Origin of the sequence: Methanocella sp. MCL-LM, from assembly GCF_049676595.1 — an archaeon.
GTDB lineage: Archaea > Halobacteriota > Methanocellia > Methanocellales > Methanocellaceae > Methanocella_A.
In genome coordinates, this window is the sequence record NZ_CP187259.1 from 1,797,264 (window position 1) to 1,812,373 (window position 15,110).

Here is a 15,110-nt window from a genome sequence, read left to right on the forward strand (position 1 = left end):
CAGAGTCACGGCCACTCATAAGGTATATTATCTCCATCTACACTGTATATCGCAATGAGCGGGAGAAAGCCCTTCGAAGAGGCCTTAGATCACATTTTCTGGTGCGACGCGTGCAACGTGTCGCTGATCGCTGATGTATGTGGAGCCTGCGGTGGGCCTGTAAGGGCTGTACAGCTCTCCCCGCCCGGCGACGTTCGTTTTTGCTCTCCGTTCGAGAGGGCCATCCTCCACCGGCTTTTAACCGACACTTACGGGGCTGACCCGATTGGGGAACGGCTTGTCCTGCTGAACAAGATACCCGGAGACGACAAGGCCGACGAAGTGATCGTAGACGGCAGAACTCTCGCTGTCATGGCCTACGACCTGGTTAAACAGGACTACCTCCTCGATTTGAGACCCGACGGCGCAAAGGTGCTGATGCCTCACGCGACCAAAAGGATCGTCAACGTGGATGTCCCGCGGGAAAAACACCTGAACGGTAAAGGCATCAGCGGAAGCTGCGTCACCGGCACCACCCCAGACGTGAAAGCGGGCGACGTAGTGCTGCTCAAGGTCAACGAGTCCTTTAACGGTCTCGGAGTGGCAAGAGTCGACTCGGATAAGCTGGCTAATCCCGCGGAAAACACCATCAAGGTCAGGAAGATCGGCGGCAGCCGGGTCAGGCTGAATGACCGTAAATCTACGATAGCCGATGCGGTGGAAGCTAACCGAAAGCAGCTGCAGTCCATGGAAGCCGACGCGATCAACGTCATCCGGGGCATTGCCGGGCAGCATAAACATCTGCCTGTCACCGTCTCCTTCAGCGGTGGCAAGGACAGCCTCGTCGTTTTCCACATCGCCAGAAAATCGGTGGACAAACTCAAAGCGTTCTTCGTGGACACCGGACTAGAATTCCCGGAGACCTCGCAGTTTGTGGAGCGTTTCGCCCACGATACCGGGGTCGAGATAAAAATCCAGAAGGCAGGCAATGCCTTCGATCAAAACTTCCCGGCCTTCGGCCCGCCCGCCAAAGATTTCCGGTGGTGCTGTAAGGTCTGTAAGCTCGGACCTATTACCAGCCTGCTCAACAACACGAAGGGAGTCATCACCATCGACGGCAAGCGCCGGTACGAGTCCTTCCAGCGGGGCCACATCGGCACCGTGGAGAGAAACCCGTTCGTGCCCGGCCAGGTCGGAGTCTTCCCCATCAAGGACTGGCGGGCCATAGAAGTCTGGCTGTACATCTACATGGAAAAGCTGCCCTACAATCCCCTGTATGACCTGGGTTTTGAGAGGATCGGCTGCTGGCTCTGTCCTGCGGCGTTACAGGCCGAGTACGTGAGGATGAAAGAGCTTCACCCGGCCAAGTTTGACGAATGGCAGGGGAAGCTACACAAATGGGCAGAGGCTTCCGGGCTCTCTCCGGAGTACGTCGATTTAGGCTTCTGGCGGTGGAAGGCTCACCCCCCCAAGATGCTCAACGTTGCCCGGGAAAAGGGCATTTCCCTCAAGCCCAGGGCAGGAGCAAAGATGTCCCTGTCCATGATCAAGGGTATCAGCCCCTGTACTGCGGGCGGCTACAGCCTCGAGGGCGTGCTGTCCGTCGGAAAGTGGCCGGAGCCTGACGCGCTCAAAGAGATGCTGAAGACGATCGGCACCCCGTCCTATTCGGAAGATCTCGACGTCATGCTTCTCAGGGCTGGCAAAGGCACGAGCAAGATGTTTGCCGGCGGCCAGATCTACGCCTCTTCGGACGATCGGGCATATGCGCAGCGGCTGTTCGGTGACACGGTCAGGCAAGTATTGCGGGCCGCTCTGTGCAGCAAGTGCAAGATATGTGTTAAAGCCTGCAACCGCAGGGCGATTCGTATAGACGGCCATTTACGTGTAGACGAGTCGAAATGCAACCGCTGTGGCAAATGTACCCGGGCGTGCGTTATTGCCCGTTATTACGACAAATTAACTGGTAATAAAGAAAATTATCCTAAAAGTATATCGTAATTCTGATATTATCACGTGATATTCGAATTTGTCCGGAATCGCAAGCCGGGCGTGAAGCCTGATGCGAAAGCAGTTCAGTTCACTCGAAAAGTTTAAAAATGCAATGCGTATATTAGCACTTGCAGAATAACGGTGCGTTGTGCACCGTCAGTTCACGTCAATAGAGGTGAGGCGCAAGCTTCAGCCCAAACAGGCTGATAACGACCGTGAACGCGACAATTATCGCTATGTACCCCAGGTTAGTCCACTGCCCGAAGATGTTTTCGGCCAGCGCGAAAAGAGCGATGAACGCCGCGAGAATGACGATCGAAACGCCGAACTCAATAAGTTTAATATTGACGTTATCCAAACTATGCACCATACCATACTGGTGCGTAATTGGACTTATGCTTTACGATGGACGAGGATTGGAGATAAAAAGATGAGACAGGGTCTGGTACCAAAGAAAGTGTTTTTCACCAGTGGCGTTGGCAGGCACAAGGAAATGCTGGAATCGTTCGAGATGGCGCTGCGGGATGCGGGGATAGAGAAGTTCAACCTCGTCACCGTCAGCTCGATTCTGCCGCCGAACTGCGACATCATCCAGAAAGGCGAAGGGCTGCCTACACTGTACCCGGGGGAGATCGTGTTTACGGTCATGTCTCGTAACTCCTCGAACGAGCCGAGCCGGCGGATCGCAGCTTCTATCGGATGCGCTATTCCCAAAGACCCGGTAAAAAATTTCGGCTATTTATCCGAGCATCACTCTTACGGAGAGACCGAACAGTGTGCAGGCATGTACGCAGAAAAGCTGGCTGAAAACATGCTTTTCACCTGGACTAAGGAAAAGCCCGGAAAAACTATGAACATCTCGAAGACTGCAGAAGTCGACGACGAAGGAAACTGGACGACAGTTATATCTGCTGCCGTGTTTATATTATAATCGGTGATTAATCATATGCGCTGTCCCGGCTGTAAAGAGGAGACCTTTGAAGAGGAGCTGATCCAGGGCAAGTGTCCGCTATGCGGCACCAAGGTTATGGAGACCCGTGAAGCTCCATCCCAGCCTACGTCAGAGCCTTTCATCAAGTGCATATCTGACTACGAGGAGTCGCCTCTGGACTTCGGCGACGCACCCGTCCGCGACATCATCAACGATATCTTTGAGGATATCTTCAGCGGTGTCGAGCGGACGCTGCTCATCAGCTACATGGCCTATGATATATCCCAGAACACCGGTCTCGAAATCAAACAGGCCAGGAATGTCGCCCGCCAGGTGGTCGACATGGATGAGGCTTCCTTCGAGTTCGACGTCGTCCACGCGTGGTACGACGAGTTCAAGCTGAAGAAGTGCGCCCGGTGCGGCAGGCTGCACCTGATGATCGGGAAGAAGGTCCTCAAGGGTCGCATCGAAGACGGTGTGGGCGAGTATGACATCGAGTATGTCTGCCGCCGGTGCTCGTAATCAGCCGTACTCAGGGCGAATCGATTGCCCCATCTTTTCTTTTATTCTTTTGTTATACCCAATTTAGCCATTCATCTTCAGCAATAAGCAGCTAATCTGGTTATTTAATCGTTATTTTGCCAATCAGGAGCTATAATCGTCTCTATTAAACGAAACTCGCTTTATATTTCATTAAAAATATTATCAACACCCCATGTCTCATCATATGAATATTTTAAACTGAAAATGGGGTGGAGATTTGAAACGAAAATGTAGTAATATACTATCTGCGCTGGTTCTTTTTGTCGCAGTCGTCTTACTGTGTTCAACGCAGATAACTAGTATTGCTCACGCACAAGGTACCGCATTTGCAGATACTACTGGTACAGGTGCTACTACCGGTATAGGTACAACCACTTTAGACCCCAGTAGCATCTCCAGCGCAGTTACTTCCGCTGTTACGGCTGGCGGAGCCAGCTCTGGCGAGGCTGCGGCTGCTGCCGCGGCTGCTGCCGCGGCTGCTTCCGGCGCAGATGCGGCTGCGGCTGCTGCTGCGGCTGCTGCTGCGGGCGGATCTAGCTCGGCTGCGGCTGCTGCTGCGGCTGCTGCCGCAAGTGGCGGCGCTGGTGCAGGCGGTGCGGCTGCTGCTGCGGCTGCTGCTGCAGTTTCTGCCGCAGGCGGGAGTTCCTCCGCTGCGGCTGCTGCGGCTGCTGCTGCGGGTGTCGGACCGGGCGGTAGTGCGGCTGCTGCTGCGGCTGCTGCTGCGGCCAGCGGTGGCGCTGGCGTAGGCGGTGCGGCTGCTGCTGCGGCTGCTGCTGCGGTTTCTGCTGGTGGCGGTAGCGCATCGGCTGCGGCTGCTGCGGCTGCTGCTGCGGGCGGTTCAGGCGTTGGTGGCTCTGCTGCTGCGGCTGCTGCTGCGGCTGCTGCTACAGGTGGTGCCGGAGTTGGAGGTGTAGCGGCTGCTGCGGCTGCTGCTGCGGTTTCTGCGGGTGGCGGCACTGGTGAGGCTGCTGCGGCTGCTGCGGCTGCTGCTGCGGCTGGCGGAACCGGTGGTGCTGCGGCTGCTGCTGCGGCTGCTGCTGCGGCCAGCGGCGGTGCCGGTGGTGCGGCTGCTGCTGCAGCTGCTTCTGCGGTTGCAGCAGGTGGCGGTAGTGCCTCTGCTGTCGCATCTGCGGCTGCTGCTGCGGGCGGATCTGGATCTGCTGCGGCTGCTGCTGCGGCTGCTGCTGCGGCCGGCGGCGCTGGTGCCGGTGGTGCGGCTGCTGCTGCGGCTGCTGCTGCAGTTTCTTCCGGTGGCGGCAGTTCTTCGGCGGCTGCTGCTGCGGCTGCTGCTGCGGCCGGCGGCGCTCCAGGCGGATCTGCTGCGGCTGCTGCGGCTGCTGCTGCAGCATCGGGTGGTGCCGGAGTAGGTGGTGCGGCTGCTGCTGCGGCTGCTGCTGCAGTTTCTGCGGGTGGCGGTAGTGCCTCCGCTGCGGCTGCTGCTGCGGCTGCTGCTGGTGGCACAGGTGCCGGTGGCGCGGCTGCTGCTGCGGCAGCTTCTGCTGCGGCTGCAGGTGGTGCCGGAGTAGGTGGCGCAGCGGCTGCGGCTGCTGCTACGGCAGTTGCAGCAGGTGGTGGATCAACATCCGCTGCTGCGGCTGCTGCTTCTGCGGCTGCCGCAGGTAGTGCCGGCGGTGCGGCTGCAGCTTCTGCGGCTGCGGCTGCTGCTTCGGCGGCCGGCGGCGATCCAGGTGCGGCTGCGGCTGCTTCTGCGGCTGCGGCTGCTGGCGCTGCTGGCGGAGATCCTACCCTGGCAGCACAGAACATTGCGCAGTCTAAACAGTTCGGCCAGAGCGCAGGCGTACAGAATGTGCTACAGAGTGCGCAACAGCTGAAACAACAGGGCGTCAGCGGCGAACAATTCGCCAGCAGACTGCCAACAACACTCAAGACTGCGGGTACGCAGTTGCCGGGTCAGCAGACCGGGACGCAGATCGGTCAGCAAACTGGTCAGCCTGGTCAACAGCCTGGCACTCAGACTGGTATCGGCCAGCAGACCGGTACTCAGGCCGGCCAGCAGCCTGGACAACAGACTGGCGTCCAGACGGGCCAGCAGGGTCAGCAGATCGGTAAGCAGCCTCTGCAACAGCAGGCAGGTCAGCAGCCTGGCCAGCAGACAACAGGTCAGCTGCCAGGTACTCAGACGGGCCAGCAGGGTCAGCAGCCGTTACAGCAGCAGACCACCGGGCAACAGCCTGGTCAGCAGCTGGGTCAGCAGACTGCGAGGCAGCCACTACAACAGCAGACCGGACAGCAACAGATAGGTCAGCACGCTGGACAGCAGCCCTTCAGGCAGCCGGTGCAACAGCCGGCCGGACAACAGTTCCAGCAGCCGTTGCAACAGCCGGCCGGACAACGGTTCCAGCAGCCGGTGCAACAGCAGCAGTTCCAGCAGCCTGCCAGGCAATTTGGTCAGCAACAGTTCCAGCCGTTGCAACAGCAGACCTTCCAGCAGCCGGTGAGGCCGCTGGGACAACAGGCTTTCCAGCAGCCGTTGCAACAGCAGGCTTTCCAGCAGCCTGTCCGGCAGTTTAGCCAGCCTGCCGGTTTAGGCGGCATGGGTGGTGGCCTGCGAAGGTAAAATATCTAAACCTGGCCGATGGAATTTCCATCGGCATTTCTTTTTCAGTTTTGCCTGAGTAAATATAAAGAAGGTTTCTGGCACCCGGGGCAGGATGCTATATTTAATAAGCTTTAATATTGACAAGCAGTGTAAATTATTACCGTTTTTACCATATTGCGGTTAGATATCTGAAATAACCGTAAAACAATCTAATATATGCTTTATAATACGAAAATATTAGATAATTGGGTAATTTTCGTCAAAATTCGCTCGAGAACGCCTTAAATGTATTATCGTTACACTTCGTTTTTCAGTTCAGTGTTAACATGGGGGTGGAGTCTTGAACAAACAAAGATGCATAAGCATAACTTCAGTGTTATGCGTCCTTATCACGGTTTTATGTGCTACCCAGTTTACTGGCATAGCACAAAGCCAGCCCATTTATTCCGGGGGTTATACCGGTGCCGGGCAGTACGGTGGACTGACCATTCAGGGCCTCGAAGGCCTGCAAGGTTTTTCCACAGGTGAAAATGTATTAAGCCTCGCTATCCAGCCTGTTCGTCAGCAGGGTAGCCAGATGTATTTCCAGGTGGTCGGCTTTACCGTCTCAAACCCGGTATCCGGACAAGCTGTCGCTTACGCGCTAAAGGCACCTATCCTGGGTGTAGCTGATCCGTCCCGGAACGCTATGCAGATCGATCTGTCGAACATCGCGGTGGCCGTCGGGTCCGCAGGCGTCGTCGACAGTACCCGCATATACGAGGTGCTCCGGGTAGACCCGAGTATAATGATCGTAGAGCTGAACATGAACTACGCCGGTACCCAGGGCCTGCAAACGATCTTCAACGTCAACGCTGTTCGCATGGTGACGCCCGATGGTAATGCACGGGTCTTCCAGATGCAGCAGCCCACGCAGCTTGTCATCGACGCGATGTCCTACCGTATCTTCATGGTGGCCTTCCCACAGGTCTTTGACGTATTCGGCACCTTCTTCACAACTCCCTATTCCGTCCTGGGGCCGGTAGTCTTCGGCGGTCCGATTCTGATCACGCCGCCGATCTTCGTGCCATTACTGGTGCCTATTCCCATCATTGTGGCACCCATACCCTACGCATTCGCGTTCCCAGGTGCGTATGTAACTAGTTTCTTTACTCCGTCGATCTTCGTGAACCAGTATGCAGTAGCTGCGGCTGCTGCCTCTGCCGCGGCATTTGGCGGTAATGCGGTTGCTGCTGCTTCTGCAGTTGCATCTGCGGTATCCGGCGGTGGCGGAGCTGCGGCTGCTGCGGCTGCTGCGGCAGCATCCAGCGGAGCTGGCCCTGGTGGTGTAGCGGCTGCTGCGGCTGCTGCGGCGGCAGCATCCAGTGGTGGTAACGTTGCGGCGGCAGCTTCTGCGGCTGCGGCGGCATCCGGTGGAGCCGGTGGAGCTTCTGCGGCTGCGGCTGCGGCTGCGGCGGCGGCATCCAATGGTGCAGGGCCGGGAGCAGCAGCGGCGGTGGCGGCTGCTGCGGCGGCGGCTGCCGGTGGCGGTAACGCGGCTGCTGCGGCCAGTGCGACCTCGACTGCCCTGGGTGGTGCCGGTGGAGCAGCGGCTGCGGCTGCTGCGGCCAGTGCAGCTTCTGCCGGAGGGCCGGGAGCGGCTGCGGCTGCGGCGGCAGCAACAGCTGCTGCGGCTGGTGGCGGTAGTGCGGCTGCGGCTGCGGCGGCAGCATCCACAGCACTGGGCGGTGCCGGTGGAGCTTCAGGTGTAGCGAGTGCGGCCAGTGCAGCTTCAGCTGCCGGAGTAGGTTCCGGCGGTGTAGCTGCGGCTGCGGCGGCTGCGGCTGCGGCTGCCGGAGGCGGCGACGCGGCTGCGGCAGCTGCTGCGGCAAGTTCGGCCGTCGGCGGTGCCGGTGGAGCATCTGCGGCTGCTGCTGCGGCGGCAGCAGCTTCTGCCGGTGGAGCAGGTGCAGGTGGATCAGCTGCGGCTGCTGCGGCTGCGGCGGCAGCAGCCAGCGGAGGAAACGCGGCTGCGGCGGCCAGTGCGGCGGCAGCGGCTGCAGGTGGCGGCCCAGGTGCATCACAAGCTGCGGCTGCTGCTGCGGCGGCAGCTTCGGCTGCAGGAAATGATCCAGGAGCTGCGGCTGCAGCTGCTGCGGCTGCTGCGGCGGCCAGTGGCGGCGGCGACCCGGTACGCGCAGCACAGTCGTTGACACAGTCCAGAGAATTTGGAGGCAGCGCCGGCGCACAACAGGTGTTGCAGGCCGCACAGCAGTCCAGACAACAGGGTATAACTCCGCAGCAGTTCGCCAGCAACCTGCCTGAGAGGATCAGGAGTGGTGCAGGGCCTGCTGGTCAGATTGCCGGGCCGGGTGGCAGGGTAACTACGCCGACCGGTCCGGGCGGTGCTCAAGTTACCGGGCCTGATGGCAGGGTGACTACTCCGGGCGGACCGGCTGGTCAGATTGCCGGGCCGGGTGGCAGACTGACCACACCGACAGGACCTGGTGGTGCGCAGATTACTGAGCCGGGTACTGGCAGAATTACAACACCGGGCGGGCCTGCAGGTCAGATCGCAGGGCCTGCTGGTAGGGTTACTCCGCCTGGCGGTCCTGGCGGAGCTCAGATTACTGAGCCGGGTGCAGGCAGGATTACGACGCCTTCCGGGCCTGCAGGTCAGATCGCAGGGCCTGCTGGTAGGGTAACTACTCCTTCGGGTGCGGGCCAGCAGATCGCACAACCCGCTGGTAGGGTTACTCCACCATCCGGTGCGGGTCAGCAGTTTGCCCAGCAGCCTGCTCAGAGGATTAGTGCTCCTACTGGTGCGGGCCAGCAATTTGCCCAGCCTCCGGCTGGTAGGGTAACTACTCCTTCGGGTGCGGGCCAGCAGTTTGCCCAGCAGCCTGCTCAGAGGATTAGTGCTCCTACTGGTGCGGGTCAGCAGTTTGCTCAGCCTGCCAGCAGGCAAATTGCCCAGCAGCCTGCTCAGAGGATTAGTGCTCCTTCTGGTGGAGGAGCTCAGTTTGCGCAGCCTGCTCAGAGGATTAGTGCTCCATCCGGGGCTGGTGGTGCTCCACAGATCGCTCAGCCTCAGAGAGTAAGTACACCTTCAAGCATGCGTGGAGGGGCTCAGTTTGCCCAGCCTGCTCAGAGGATCAGTGCTCCTTCTGGTGCGGGTCAGCAGTTTGCTCAGCCTGCCAGCAGGCAGATTTCGCAGCCTGCTCAGAGGATTAGTGCCCCATCCGGGGGAGGGGCGCAGTTTGCCCAGCCAGCCCAGAGGATGAGCAGCCCGTCAAGTGTACGTAGTGCGCCATCTGTCTCCGGCGGCGGGTCCTCCGGCAGCCTGAGAAGACGATAAAATTTGAGGCCGGTGGAGTCCCACCGGCTTTACTCTTTTCTTATTTAGCTATCCTTACTTTTACTGGTGTTGTATCTCCTGTAAAAAGCGCCTAAAACAGAAAACTAAGCCATCAAATACCTTTGTTTTACAAAATATGTCCAATCGTTGGTAATTGTGCTCAAATCTGCTTGTATACTATATTATTTCGGATAACATGTTATGCCACGGGGGATGAAATTGGATCTGTCTTTAGATCATCTGGTCACGCCAGCAAGCGTGGTCACGCCTATCGGCGTGGTTTGCACAATGTCAGCCATTGTGCTTATCTGCTCTTTATTCAGCCCTGCAGTCTTTGCGCAGGGATTAACGGGCGGATATAGCCCGTCCGGCGGTGCCGGCGGTATATCGCCTCTCTCAATACCCGGGCTGGAGGGATTCCAGGGATTCGTAGCCGGCCAGAATCAGATCAGCCTGGCTACTTACCTGGTTTCTCAGGACCAGGACCGGCTCTACTTCCAGGTCGTGGGTATCGCTCTGTCGAATCCTTATTCATCAGAGTGTACTGTATACACGCTGAAGAACCCGCTCATGGGTGTCATGGACCGGTCGAAGAACACGATCCAGGTAGACATGTCTACCCTCGCATCTTCGATTGGCAGCGCGGGCACGATCGATAAATCCAACCTGTATACGGCGCTCCGGACTAACGAGAAGATTTTCGTCATAGACCTGGACGGAACCTACCAGGGTACTGACGGGAACCAGGTCGTCTTCATGGTCGACAGCATCTCGATCGTCGCACCGGACGGTCAGCAGAATAGCTACTCCCTGCAGCAGCCTATGCAGCTTGTCATCGATACGATGACCTACCGTATGAGCGTCCCTGTCTTTTCGGAGTTTGCGGACAGCCTGTACGGGTACTATAATAGCTATACGGCGGGAGCTTACACCAGCGTTTTGCCCGTCGTATACGCGGCACCTGTGGTCGTGACACCTGTGGTGTTCGTTCCAGTGTTCGTGCCAATCGCGATTCTGGTAGCCCCAGTTTACTACCAGCCATATTACATTCCGCAGACCTACTTCCTGAATACCTTCTCGCCGTACATCTACCAGAACCAGTTCTCGATTGCAGCGGCAGTCGCAACTGCCGCAGCTTACGGCGGAGACGTCATGCCCTTGATTAACGGCTTGTCGCCCTATATCTCCGGCGGTGGCGGCGCGGCGGCTGCCGCGGCTTCGGCTGCCGCCTCGGCAGGCGTAGGCCCCGGAGGTGTTGCCGCTTCGGCTGCTGCCGCAGCTGCCGCGGCTTCCGGCTCTGATGTAGCCGCCGCGGCTTCGGCTGCCGCCTCTGCATCCGGTGGGGCTGCCGGTGCATCGGCTGCTGCTACTGCCGCCTCTGCTGCAGCTTCTGCCGGTGCCGACCGCGGCGGTGCTGCCGCTGCTGCGGCTGCCGCGGCTGCCGCAGCATCGGGTGCCGACGTTGCCTCTGTGACTGACGCCATCGCCTCCTCGGTAAAGACACCCGGTGCATCAGCTGCTGCTTCTGCCGCGGCTGCCGCAGACTCGGGCGGAGCCGACTGGGGTGGCATCGCTGCCTCTGCTGCTTCTGCCGCCGCAGCGGCGTCGAACGGCGATCCCGTAGTAGCGGCCCAGAAGATCGCTACCGCACCCGAGATCGGTACGGAAGGCGCGAGAGCCGCTCTGGATGCAGCGCAGACCGCGAAGCAGACCGGGGCAGAGCCTGCGGTCATTTCGAAGCAGGCAGGGGATGCAGCTGTCAAAAAGGGCGGAAAAGGCACAGTAAAAGCTCCTGCCTCAACTAAGGCTGCGCCTAAGGCAGCCGGCACAACCGCGCCTGCTGATAAGCCGGGCAAGGCTACCGCATCGCCGGTAACCCGTCCGGCCACTCAGGATATAACGGGCAAACAGCCTGCCGTGACCGAGCCGAAGACAGTATCTCCGGCTACCACTTCCGGTAAAACCGGGGCAACACCAGTGCCGGGTACTGATGTTACCTCTCCCGTCACAGCCGTGAAACAGCCGGCAGACGTGAAAGCCGGACAGCCCGTAGCTGCAACGCCAACTGCTTCGCCACATGGTAAAGCAGCTGCTTCCCCGGCTGCGAAAACAGCACCGGCCGGACAGCCCCAGGCACCAGGCTCTCAGGTATCAGGGCCGGCTGCCACCGGGGTCGCTAAGCCGACAAGTGTGCCTGCATCCCAACAGCCGGCGGCTGCTGCATCTGATAAAGTCCATGCTCCGGCTTCTACGGGCGCAAAGATGGCTCCGACAACCGGGGCCATCCCGGTCAAAACTACTCAGGGCAGCGATAAGACCGTGACTCCTGCTACGGTTGGACAGCAGAGTCCGGCCGCATCTGCGCCGAAGGCGACCATACAGGCGCAGCCTGCTACGCAGCAAGCTCAGCAGCCGAAACAGTCGGCTCCGACTGTCCAGCAGAGCACTCAGACACAGCCGGTGACTTCTCAAAAGACTCCTGCCGTGTCTACTCCTAAAGCACAGTCTGCTCCTGTGCAGAAACAGACTTCTGCAGAGCCGGTGACTCCTGCGGTAACGCAGCCGAAGACGCAGTCTGCCCCTGTTGCACAGAATCCTCAGAAGCAGCCAGCATCTTCAGGGAAAACTCCTGCGGTGTCTGAACCTCTGGTGCAGTCTACTCCGGTGCAGAAGCAGTCCGCTCCGGTGCAGAAGCAGTCCGCTCCGGTGCAGAAGCAGTCCGCTCCGGTGCAGAAGCAGCCTGCTTCTGTGCAGAAGCAGTCTGCACCTACAAAATCTCAGCCTAAGGTGCAGCCGACTCCTTCCACCACCGGCAGGCAGACCGAGAAGACGACAATGAAGAAATAACTAGTAGTGTAGAGCATGGCATAAATTTTTATGCCACGCCTATTCTTTTTGGGGAGCCTTTTTGAAACCGAAGCCCTGATCGTTATGTATGAGTGAACAGGCGGGGTTGATTGATCTCTCGGGCGACGTGCTCAGGCCTTACGGGGAGCTGGACGTACTTCCCTACTATGGGAAAATTGCCGCAAAGCTCACTGGTTTCTTGCACGGGAGGGAGCTCGCTTCCCGGATCTGGACGCCACACGGCCGTATCAGATCAGTGATCATCACAGGGCAGACGGCGCCGCCGCTCCATATCCGGCAGCTGTCCGAAGCCGTCACTCCGCAGTTTATACAGGCCAGGGAACAGTATCGTAATCTGGATGCGGCCAGAGCCAGGCTGTCGCCTGAGCAGCAGCTGGTGTGGCAGTATTTCCCGCAGCGGAGGTACGTTGGCTTCTATTACTCTGTTAACCGGCTCGGGCCTGGCAGAGAGATCGACAGGGCTGTCTTCCAGATCGAGCGCAGCGTCGGCTCGACGCCATCCGGTGCGCTCGCGGCAGTAAAAGCATTTACCAGTGCTGCTATCTCTGATCCCGGTTATCGGGAGCTGTTCCGGGGAGAACCGTTTGTCTACTGGACCGGCAGCTCGTTTCAAGTGATGCTCTTTACCAGCGAACCGCAGCCAGCCTCCTTCTATCGAAGCCATCTCGAGTACACGGGCAAGGGACGTACTATGGTCGACCGGTGGATCGATCTTGCAGCGGCGAACTCAGGTGGTAAGATCGCCGGTGGTACCGGGCGTCGCAGAGGGGTAGTTTTAATCAATGCCGAACCCACGTTGCCCGGGAAGCTGTGCCCGGTCCCTGTCGGATGTCTGGACATGGCTGATGGCACAACCGTGCAAGGTGTTTCAGTACCGCTGACCATGGATATGCTTAACGCTGACCTGCCGGATGAACTGACTGCTTATACACCAGAGCGCATCATCGATGAGCTGGATGAGCTTGCAGCTAGGCTGCCTCTATAAAACGCCGCCGAGCCCCCCATCGTTATCCTTTATAAACTGCATAAACAAAGGGTAGTTCAAGTATCCACAGGTATACCAGGGCGATAAACACCAGCGATACGGCGTACTGGCCAGTCAGCATGGCGATGGATGAAATCCCTATCCCTGCAAACAAAATGATAAGCCCTACCAGCATCTGGCTGCCCGGGGCAGGATATGTCGGAGGCCTGAGGCCTGCAAGGCTGGCTACATATCCTATTATACCCGTGTCTTTTGTCAGCCCGTTCAGATACGCGGCCAGCATTACCAGCTCAGCGATGATGATGCCACTCACAGCACCGGCAGCGACATCTGTAAGGTAATGTACGCCGAGGTACATCCTGCTGACGGCGACCAGGATTGCAAAAATATACACGATCAGTCTATATTTTATGCCAAAGTACACTGCGGCGAGCGCCGCAATCATGAATGCGGTCTGGGCATGCTGGCTCGGGAACGAGTAGTTCACCGGCGTAAGAGCTATGCCGACAACGGCTCCTTCCGGGCGATCCCGCTGCACGATATTTTTGATATCTTCGTTTATCACCGTCCCGAACAGCAGCGCTATAATAAAAATCGCAGCTACCAGCTTCTGCTTGCCCGCCAGAAAGTAAAGGGTGAAGACAAACAGGCAGAAGGCCGCGCTGCCCAGGTGGGTGAATACCCTGAAAAAGCCGTCGAACCCGGGGATCTCATTTCTGTTGATCACTTCGAGCATATACTGGTCCACAGGGTTCAAGTCGATCATTCAAGGCCTCCTGCATTTCTGAGCTCAGGCATGTATCAATCCGGTGATCAATGGTTAAACGATGCCTGCCCATAATAGTTTTTCCCGCTTAATCGGATGCCCTGAAGCAGCAACAGGTTATAACAACATGAACAATCATAGAAACGTTTATATGTCGGAAAGTAGTATCCTACTTCCGATAGCACTCGCTGCTATCGGTTATATACCAGGCAATGGCGTCCCTGTATTCAATGGATATGATAGCTTCACCAAACTACATTCGTTTTTTTACAGGGACGTCGACTTATAGTCATTCAGGACTATCATAATCGGCATCAAAATCTTCTTATGGCTTCGAGCAGCAGCTTTGGCCTGTTCATAACCTGCACGTGCTCCATTTCCGCCAGCATTCTCGTATTTCTGGCATCGACGCTGCGGATGGTCAGCGGCACCGGGTCGCCACCCGAGATCGCTTCGTGCTGACATAGCTCTACACAGCTGCCGCAACCCTGGCACTTGAGCAGGTCGATCTGGCCGTGGATGGCCTCGTTCGGGCAGGCTGCTCTCGGCGGACAATCAGCGCAGTTCTGGCACTTCGCCCGGTCGATCGTGTAGGGCAGCTCGGAGACGACATCGCTCTCCTGGTCCACCGGCACTATAAAGCAAGGCACGTCGCTTTTCATCGCCTGCGCGGCACAATTTGTCACCAGCGTATCCGCGATACCGAAGACGATCTTAGCCACGGTATTGGAGGTCGCCGGGGAGAGGACGAACAGATCGTAGCGTTTCAGGTTGAACCTGCCGATCTTTGGGAAGCTCGCACCCTGGGCCGAATCGAGAAAGATCTCGTTCAGGTACGTGCCGTCCGATATTACCTTCAGATCGTCGAAAAGCCCGTACATCCTTGAGACTTCTTCACCCGCCCGGGAAACAAAAGTAGTGACAGAGTGGCCGTCCCTTTTCAGCTCTCCCATCACCGCATAAGATTCCCGCAGATAATGCCCTGCGCCGGTGATGCCCCAGGCGATGCGCAGCTTTTTCATGGTTCTCCTTCGAAGGTGATCATTACTGCGTGTGATAGATAATAACTTTATTGGGTTCGGCACAATTGAAAAACGCCCCATTTCTGGTTGCTTATGTGGCGTGAGATAGCAGACGAACGCTGCGGGC

16 protein-coding genes are annotated in these 15,110 nt (G+C 58.1%); 11 read left to right on the forward strand and 5 right to left on the reverse strand.

Annotation, left to right across the window (positions count from 1 at the left end; all coding sequences use genetic code 11):
- The first annotated feature begins 54 nt into the window (after positions 1 to 54).
- The gene (locus ACPLPM_RS09165; RefSeq protein ID WP_424359941.1) at positions 55 to 1,980 is read left to right on the forward strand and encodes a phosphoadenosine phosphosulfate reductase family protein; all 1,926 of its coding nucleotides are present in this window, start codon (positions 55 to 57) and stop codon (positions 1,978 to 1,980) included.
- A gap of 157 nt (positions 1,981 to 2,137) precedes the next feature.
- On the opposite strand, the gene ACPLPM_RS09170 is transcribed toward ACPLPM_RS09165, so the two are convergent.
- Positions 2,138 to 2,329, reverse strand: coding sequence for a hypothetical protein (locus ACPLPM_RS09170; protein ID WP_424359942.1), 192 nt, complete (start codon positions 2,327 to 2,329; stop codon positions 2,138 to 2,140).
- A gap of 72 nt (positions 2,330 to 2,401) precedes the next feature.
- Here ACPLPM_RS09170 and ACPLPM_RS09175 point away from each other — a divergent pair, with 72 nt between their 5' ends.
- The 7 genes from ACPLPM_RS09175 to ACPLPM_RS09205 all read left to right on the forward strand — a co-directional run bounded on the left by ACPLPM_RS09175 (position 2,402) and on the right by ACPLPM_RS09205 (position 5,277).
- A complete protein-coding gene (locus tag ACPLPM_RS09175; RefSeq protein WP_424359943.1) occupies positions 2,402 to 2,902 on the forward strand; it encodes a pyruvoyl-dependent arginine decarboxylase in 501 nt (166 codons plus the stop codon).
- A gap of 15 nt (positions 2,903 to 2,917) precedes the next feature.
- Positions 2,918 to 3,424 (forward strand): hypothetical protein, encoded by a 507-nt coding sequence (locus tag ACPLPM_RS09180; protein WP_424359944.1) that lies wholly within the window; start codon positions 2,918 to 2,920, stop codon positions 3,422 to 3,424.
- A 512-nt stretch (positions 3,425 to 3,936) separates the two neighbouring features.
- Complete coding sequence (locus ACPLPM_RS09185) at positions 3,937 to 4,191, forward strand: hypothetical protein (protein WP_424359945.1); 255 nt, start codon at positions 3,937 to 3,939, stop codon at positions 4,189 to 4,191.
- Between the two features lie 3 nt (positions 4,192 to 4,194).
- Positions 4,195 to 4,359 (forward strand): hypothetical protein, encoded by a 165-nt coding sequence (locus ACPLPM_RS09190; protein WP_424359946.1) that lies wholly within the window; start codon positions 4,195 to 4,197, stop codon positions 4,357 to 4,359.
- Positions 4,360 to 4,404: 45 nt separating this feature from the next.
- Positions 4,405 to 4,812, forward strand: a complete 408-nt coding sequence (locus ACPLPM_RS09195) for a hypothetical protein (protein WP_424359947.1) — start codon at positions 4,405 to 4,407, stop codon at positions 4,810 to 4,812.
- Positions 4,813 to 4,971, forward strand: coding sequence for a hypothetical protein (locus ACPLPM_RS09200; protein ID WP_424359948.1), 159 nt, complete (start codon positions 4,813 to 4,815; stop codon positions 4,969 to 4,971). It begins immediately after the preceding gene.
- Entirely contained in the window at positions 4,972 to 5,277 is a 306-nt protein-coding gene (locus ACPLPM_RS09205; protein ID WP_424359949.1) for a hypothetical protein, read from the forward strand. It begins immediately after the preceding gene.
- On the opposite strand, the gene ACPLPM_RS09210 is transcribed toward ACPLPM_RS09205, so the two are convergent.
- Both ACPLPM_RS09210 and ACPLPM_RS09215 read right to left on the reverse strand, forming a co-directional pair.
- Complete coding sequence (locus tag ACPLPM_RS09210; RefSeq protein WP_424359950.1) at positions 5,256 to 5,528, reverse strand: hypothetical protein; 273 nt, start codon at positions 5,526 to 5,528, stop codon at positions 5,256 to 5,258. The two genes, ACPLPM_RS09205 and ACPLPM_RS09210, sit on opposite strands and share 22 nt — an antisense overlap.
- Positions 5,529 to 5,675: 147 nt before the next feature.
- Positions 5,676 to 5,942, reverse strand: coding sequence for a hypothetical protein (locus tag ACPLPM_RS09215; RefSeq protein ID WP_424359951.1), 267 nt, complete (start codon positions 5,940 to 5,942; stop codon positions 5,676 to 5,678).
- Between the two features lie 640 nt (positions 5,943 to 6,582).
- Here ACPLPM_RS09215 and ACPLPM_RS09220 point away from each other — a divergent pair.
- The 3 genes from ACPLPM_RS09220 (at position 6,583) to ACPLPM_RS09230 (ending at position 13,195) form a co-directional block, all read left to right on the forward strand.
- Positions 6,583 to 9,342 carry a hypothetical protein gene (locus ACPLPM_RS09220; protein ID WP_424359952.1) on the forward strand — a complete coding sequence of 920 codons (2,760 nt, stop codon included), beginning with the start codon at positions 6,583 to 6,585 and terminating at the stop codon, positions 9,340 to 9,342.
- A gap of 213 nt (positions 9,343 to 9,555) precedes the next feature.
- Positions 9,556 to 12,189: a hypothetical protein gene (locus tag ACPLPM_RS09225; RefSeq protein WP_424359953.1), complete on the forward strand. Its 2,634-nt coding sequence runs from the start codon at positions 9,556 to 9,558 to the stop codon at positions 12,187 to 12,189.
- 88 nt (positions 12,190 to 12,277) lie between these two features.
- Complete coding sequence (locus ACPLPM_RS09230; protein WP_424356495.1) at positions 12,278 to 13,195, forward strand: hypothetical protein; 918 nt, start codon at positions 12,278 to 12,280, stop codon at positions 13,193 to 13,195.
- A 22-nt stretch (positions 13,196 to 13,217) separates the two neighbouring features.
- Here ACPLPM_RS09230 and ACPLPM_RS09235 read toward each other — a convergent pair whose 3' ends face one another.
- Positions 13,218 to 13,961, reverse strand: a complete 744-nt coding sequence (locus ACPLPM_RS09235; RefSeq protein ID WP_424356496.1) for a phosphatase PAP2 family protein — start codon at positions 13,959 to 13,961, stop codon at positions 13,218 to 13,220.
- 314 nt (positions 13,962 to 14,275) lie between these two features.
- Complete coding sequence (locus ACPLPM_RS09240) at positions 14,276 to 14,983, reverse strand: dihydromethanopterin reductase (acceptor) (RefSeq protein ID WP_424356497.1); 708 nt, start codon at positions 14,981 to 14,983, stop codon at positions 14,276 to 14,278.
- Positions 14,984 to 15,110: the final 127 nt, after the last annotated feature.

Excerpts from the sequence above, each read along its gene's own strand:
- ACPLPM_RS09185 (WP_424359945.1), top strand. The coding sequence starts at position 3,937 with ATGCGGCTGCGGCTGCTGCTGCGGCTGCTGCTGCGGGCGGATCTAGCT.
- ACPLPM_RS09235 (WP_424356496.1), bottom strand. The coding sequence starts at position 13,961 with ATGATCGACTTGAACCCTGTGGACCAGTATATGCTCGAAGTGATCAAC.
- ACPLPM_RS09230 (WP_424356495.1), top strand. The coding sequence starts at position 12,278 with ATGAGTGAACAGGCGGGGTTGATTGATCTCTCGGGCGACGTGCTCAGG.
- ACPLPM_RS09180 (WP_424359944.1), top strand. The coding sequence starts at position 2,918 with ATGCGCTGTCCCGGCTGTAAAGAGGAGACCTTTGAAGAGGAGCTGATC.
- ACPLPM_RS09220 (WP_424359952.1), top strand. The coding sequence starts at position 6,583 with ATGTATTTCCAGGTGGTCGGCTTTACCGTCTCAAACCCGGTATCCGGA.
- ACPLPM_RS09240 (WP_424356497.1), bottom strand. The coding sequence starts at position 14,983 with ATGAAAAAGCTGCGCATCGCCTGGGGCATCACCGGCGCAGGGCATTAT.
- ACPLPM_RS09175 (WP_424359943.1), top strand. The coding sequence starts at position 2,402 with ATGAGACAGGGTCTGGTACCAAAGAAAGTGTTTTTCACCAGTGGCGTT.
- ACPLPM_RS09165 (WP_424359941.1), top strand. The coding sequence starts at position 55 with ATGAGCGGGAGAAAGCCCTTCGAAGAGGCCTTAGATCACATTTTCTGG.
- ACPLPM_RS09225 (WP_424359953.1), top strand. The coding sequence starts at position 9,556 with ATGAAATTGGATCTGTCTTTAGATCATCTGGTCACGCCAGCAAGCGTG.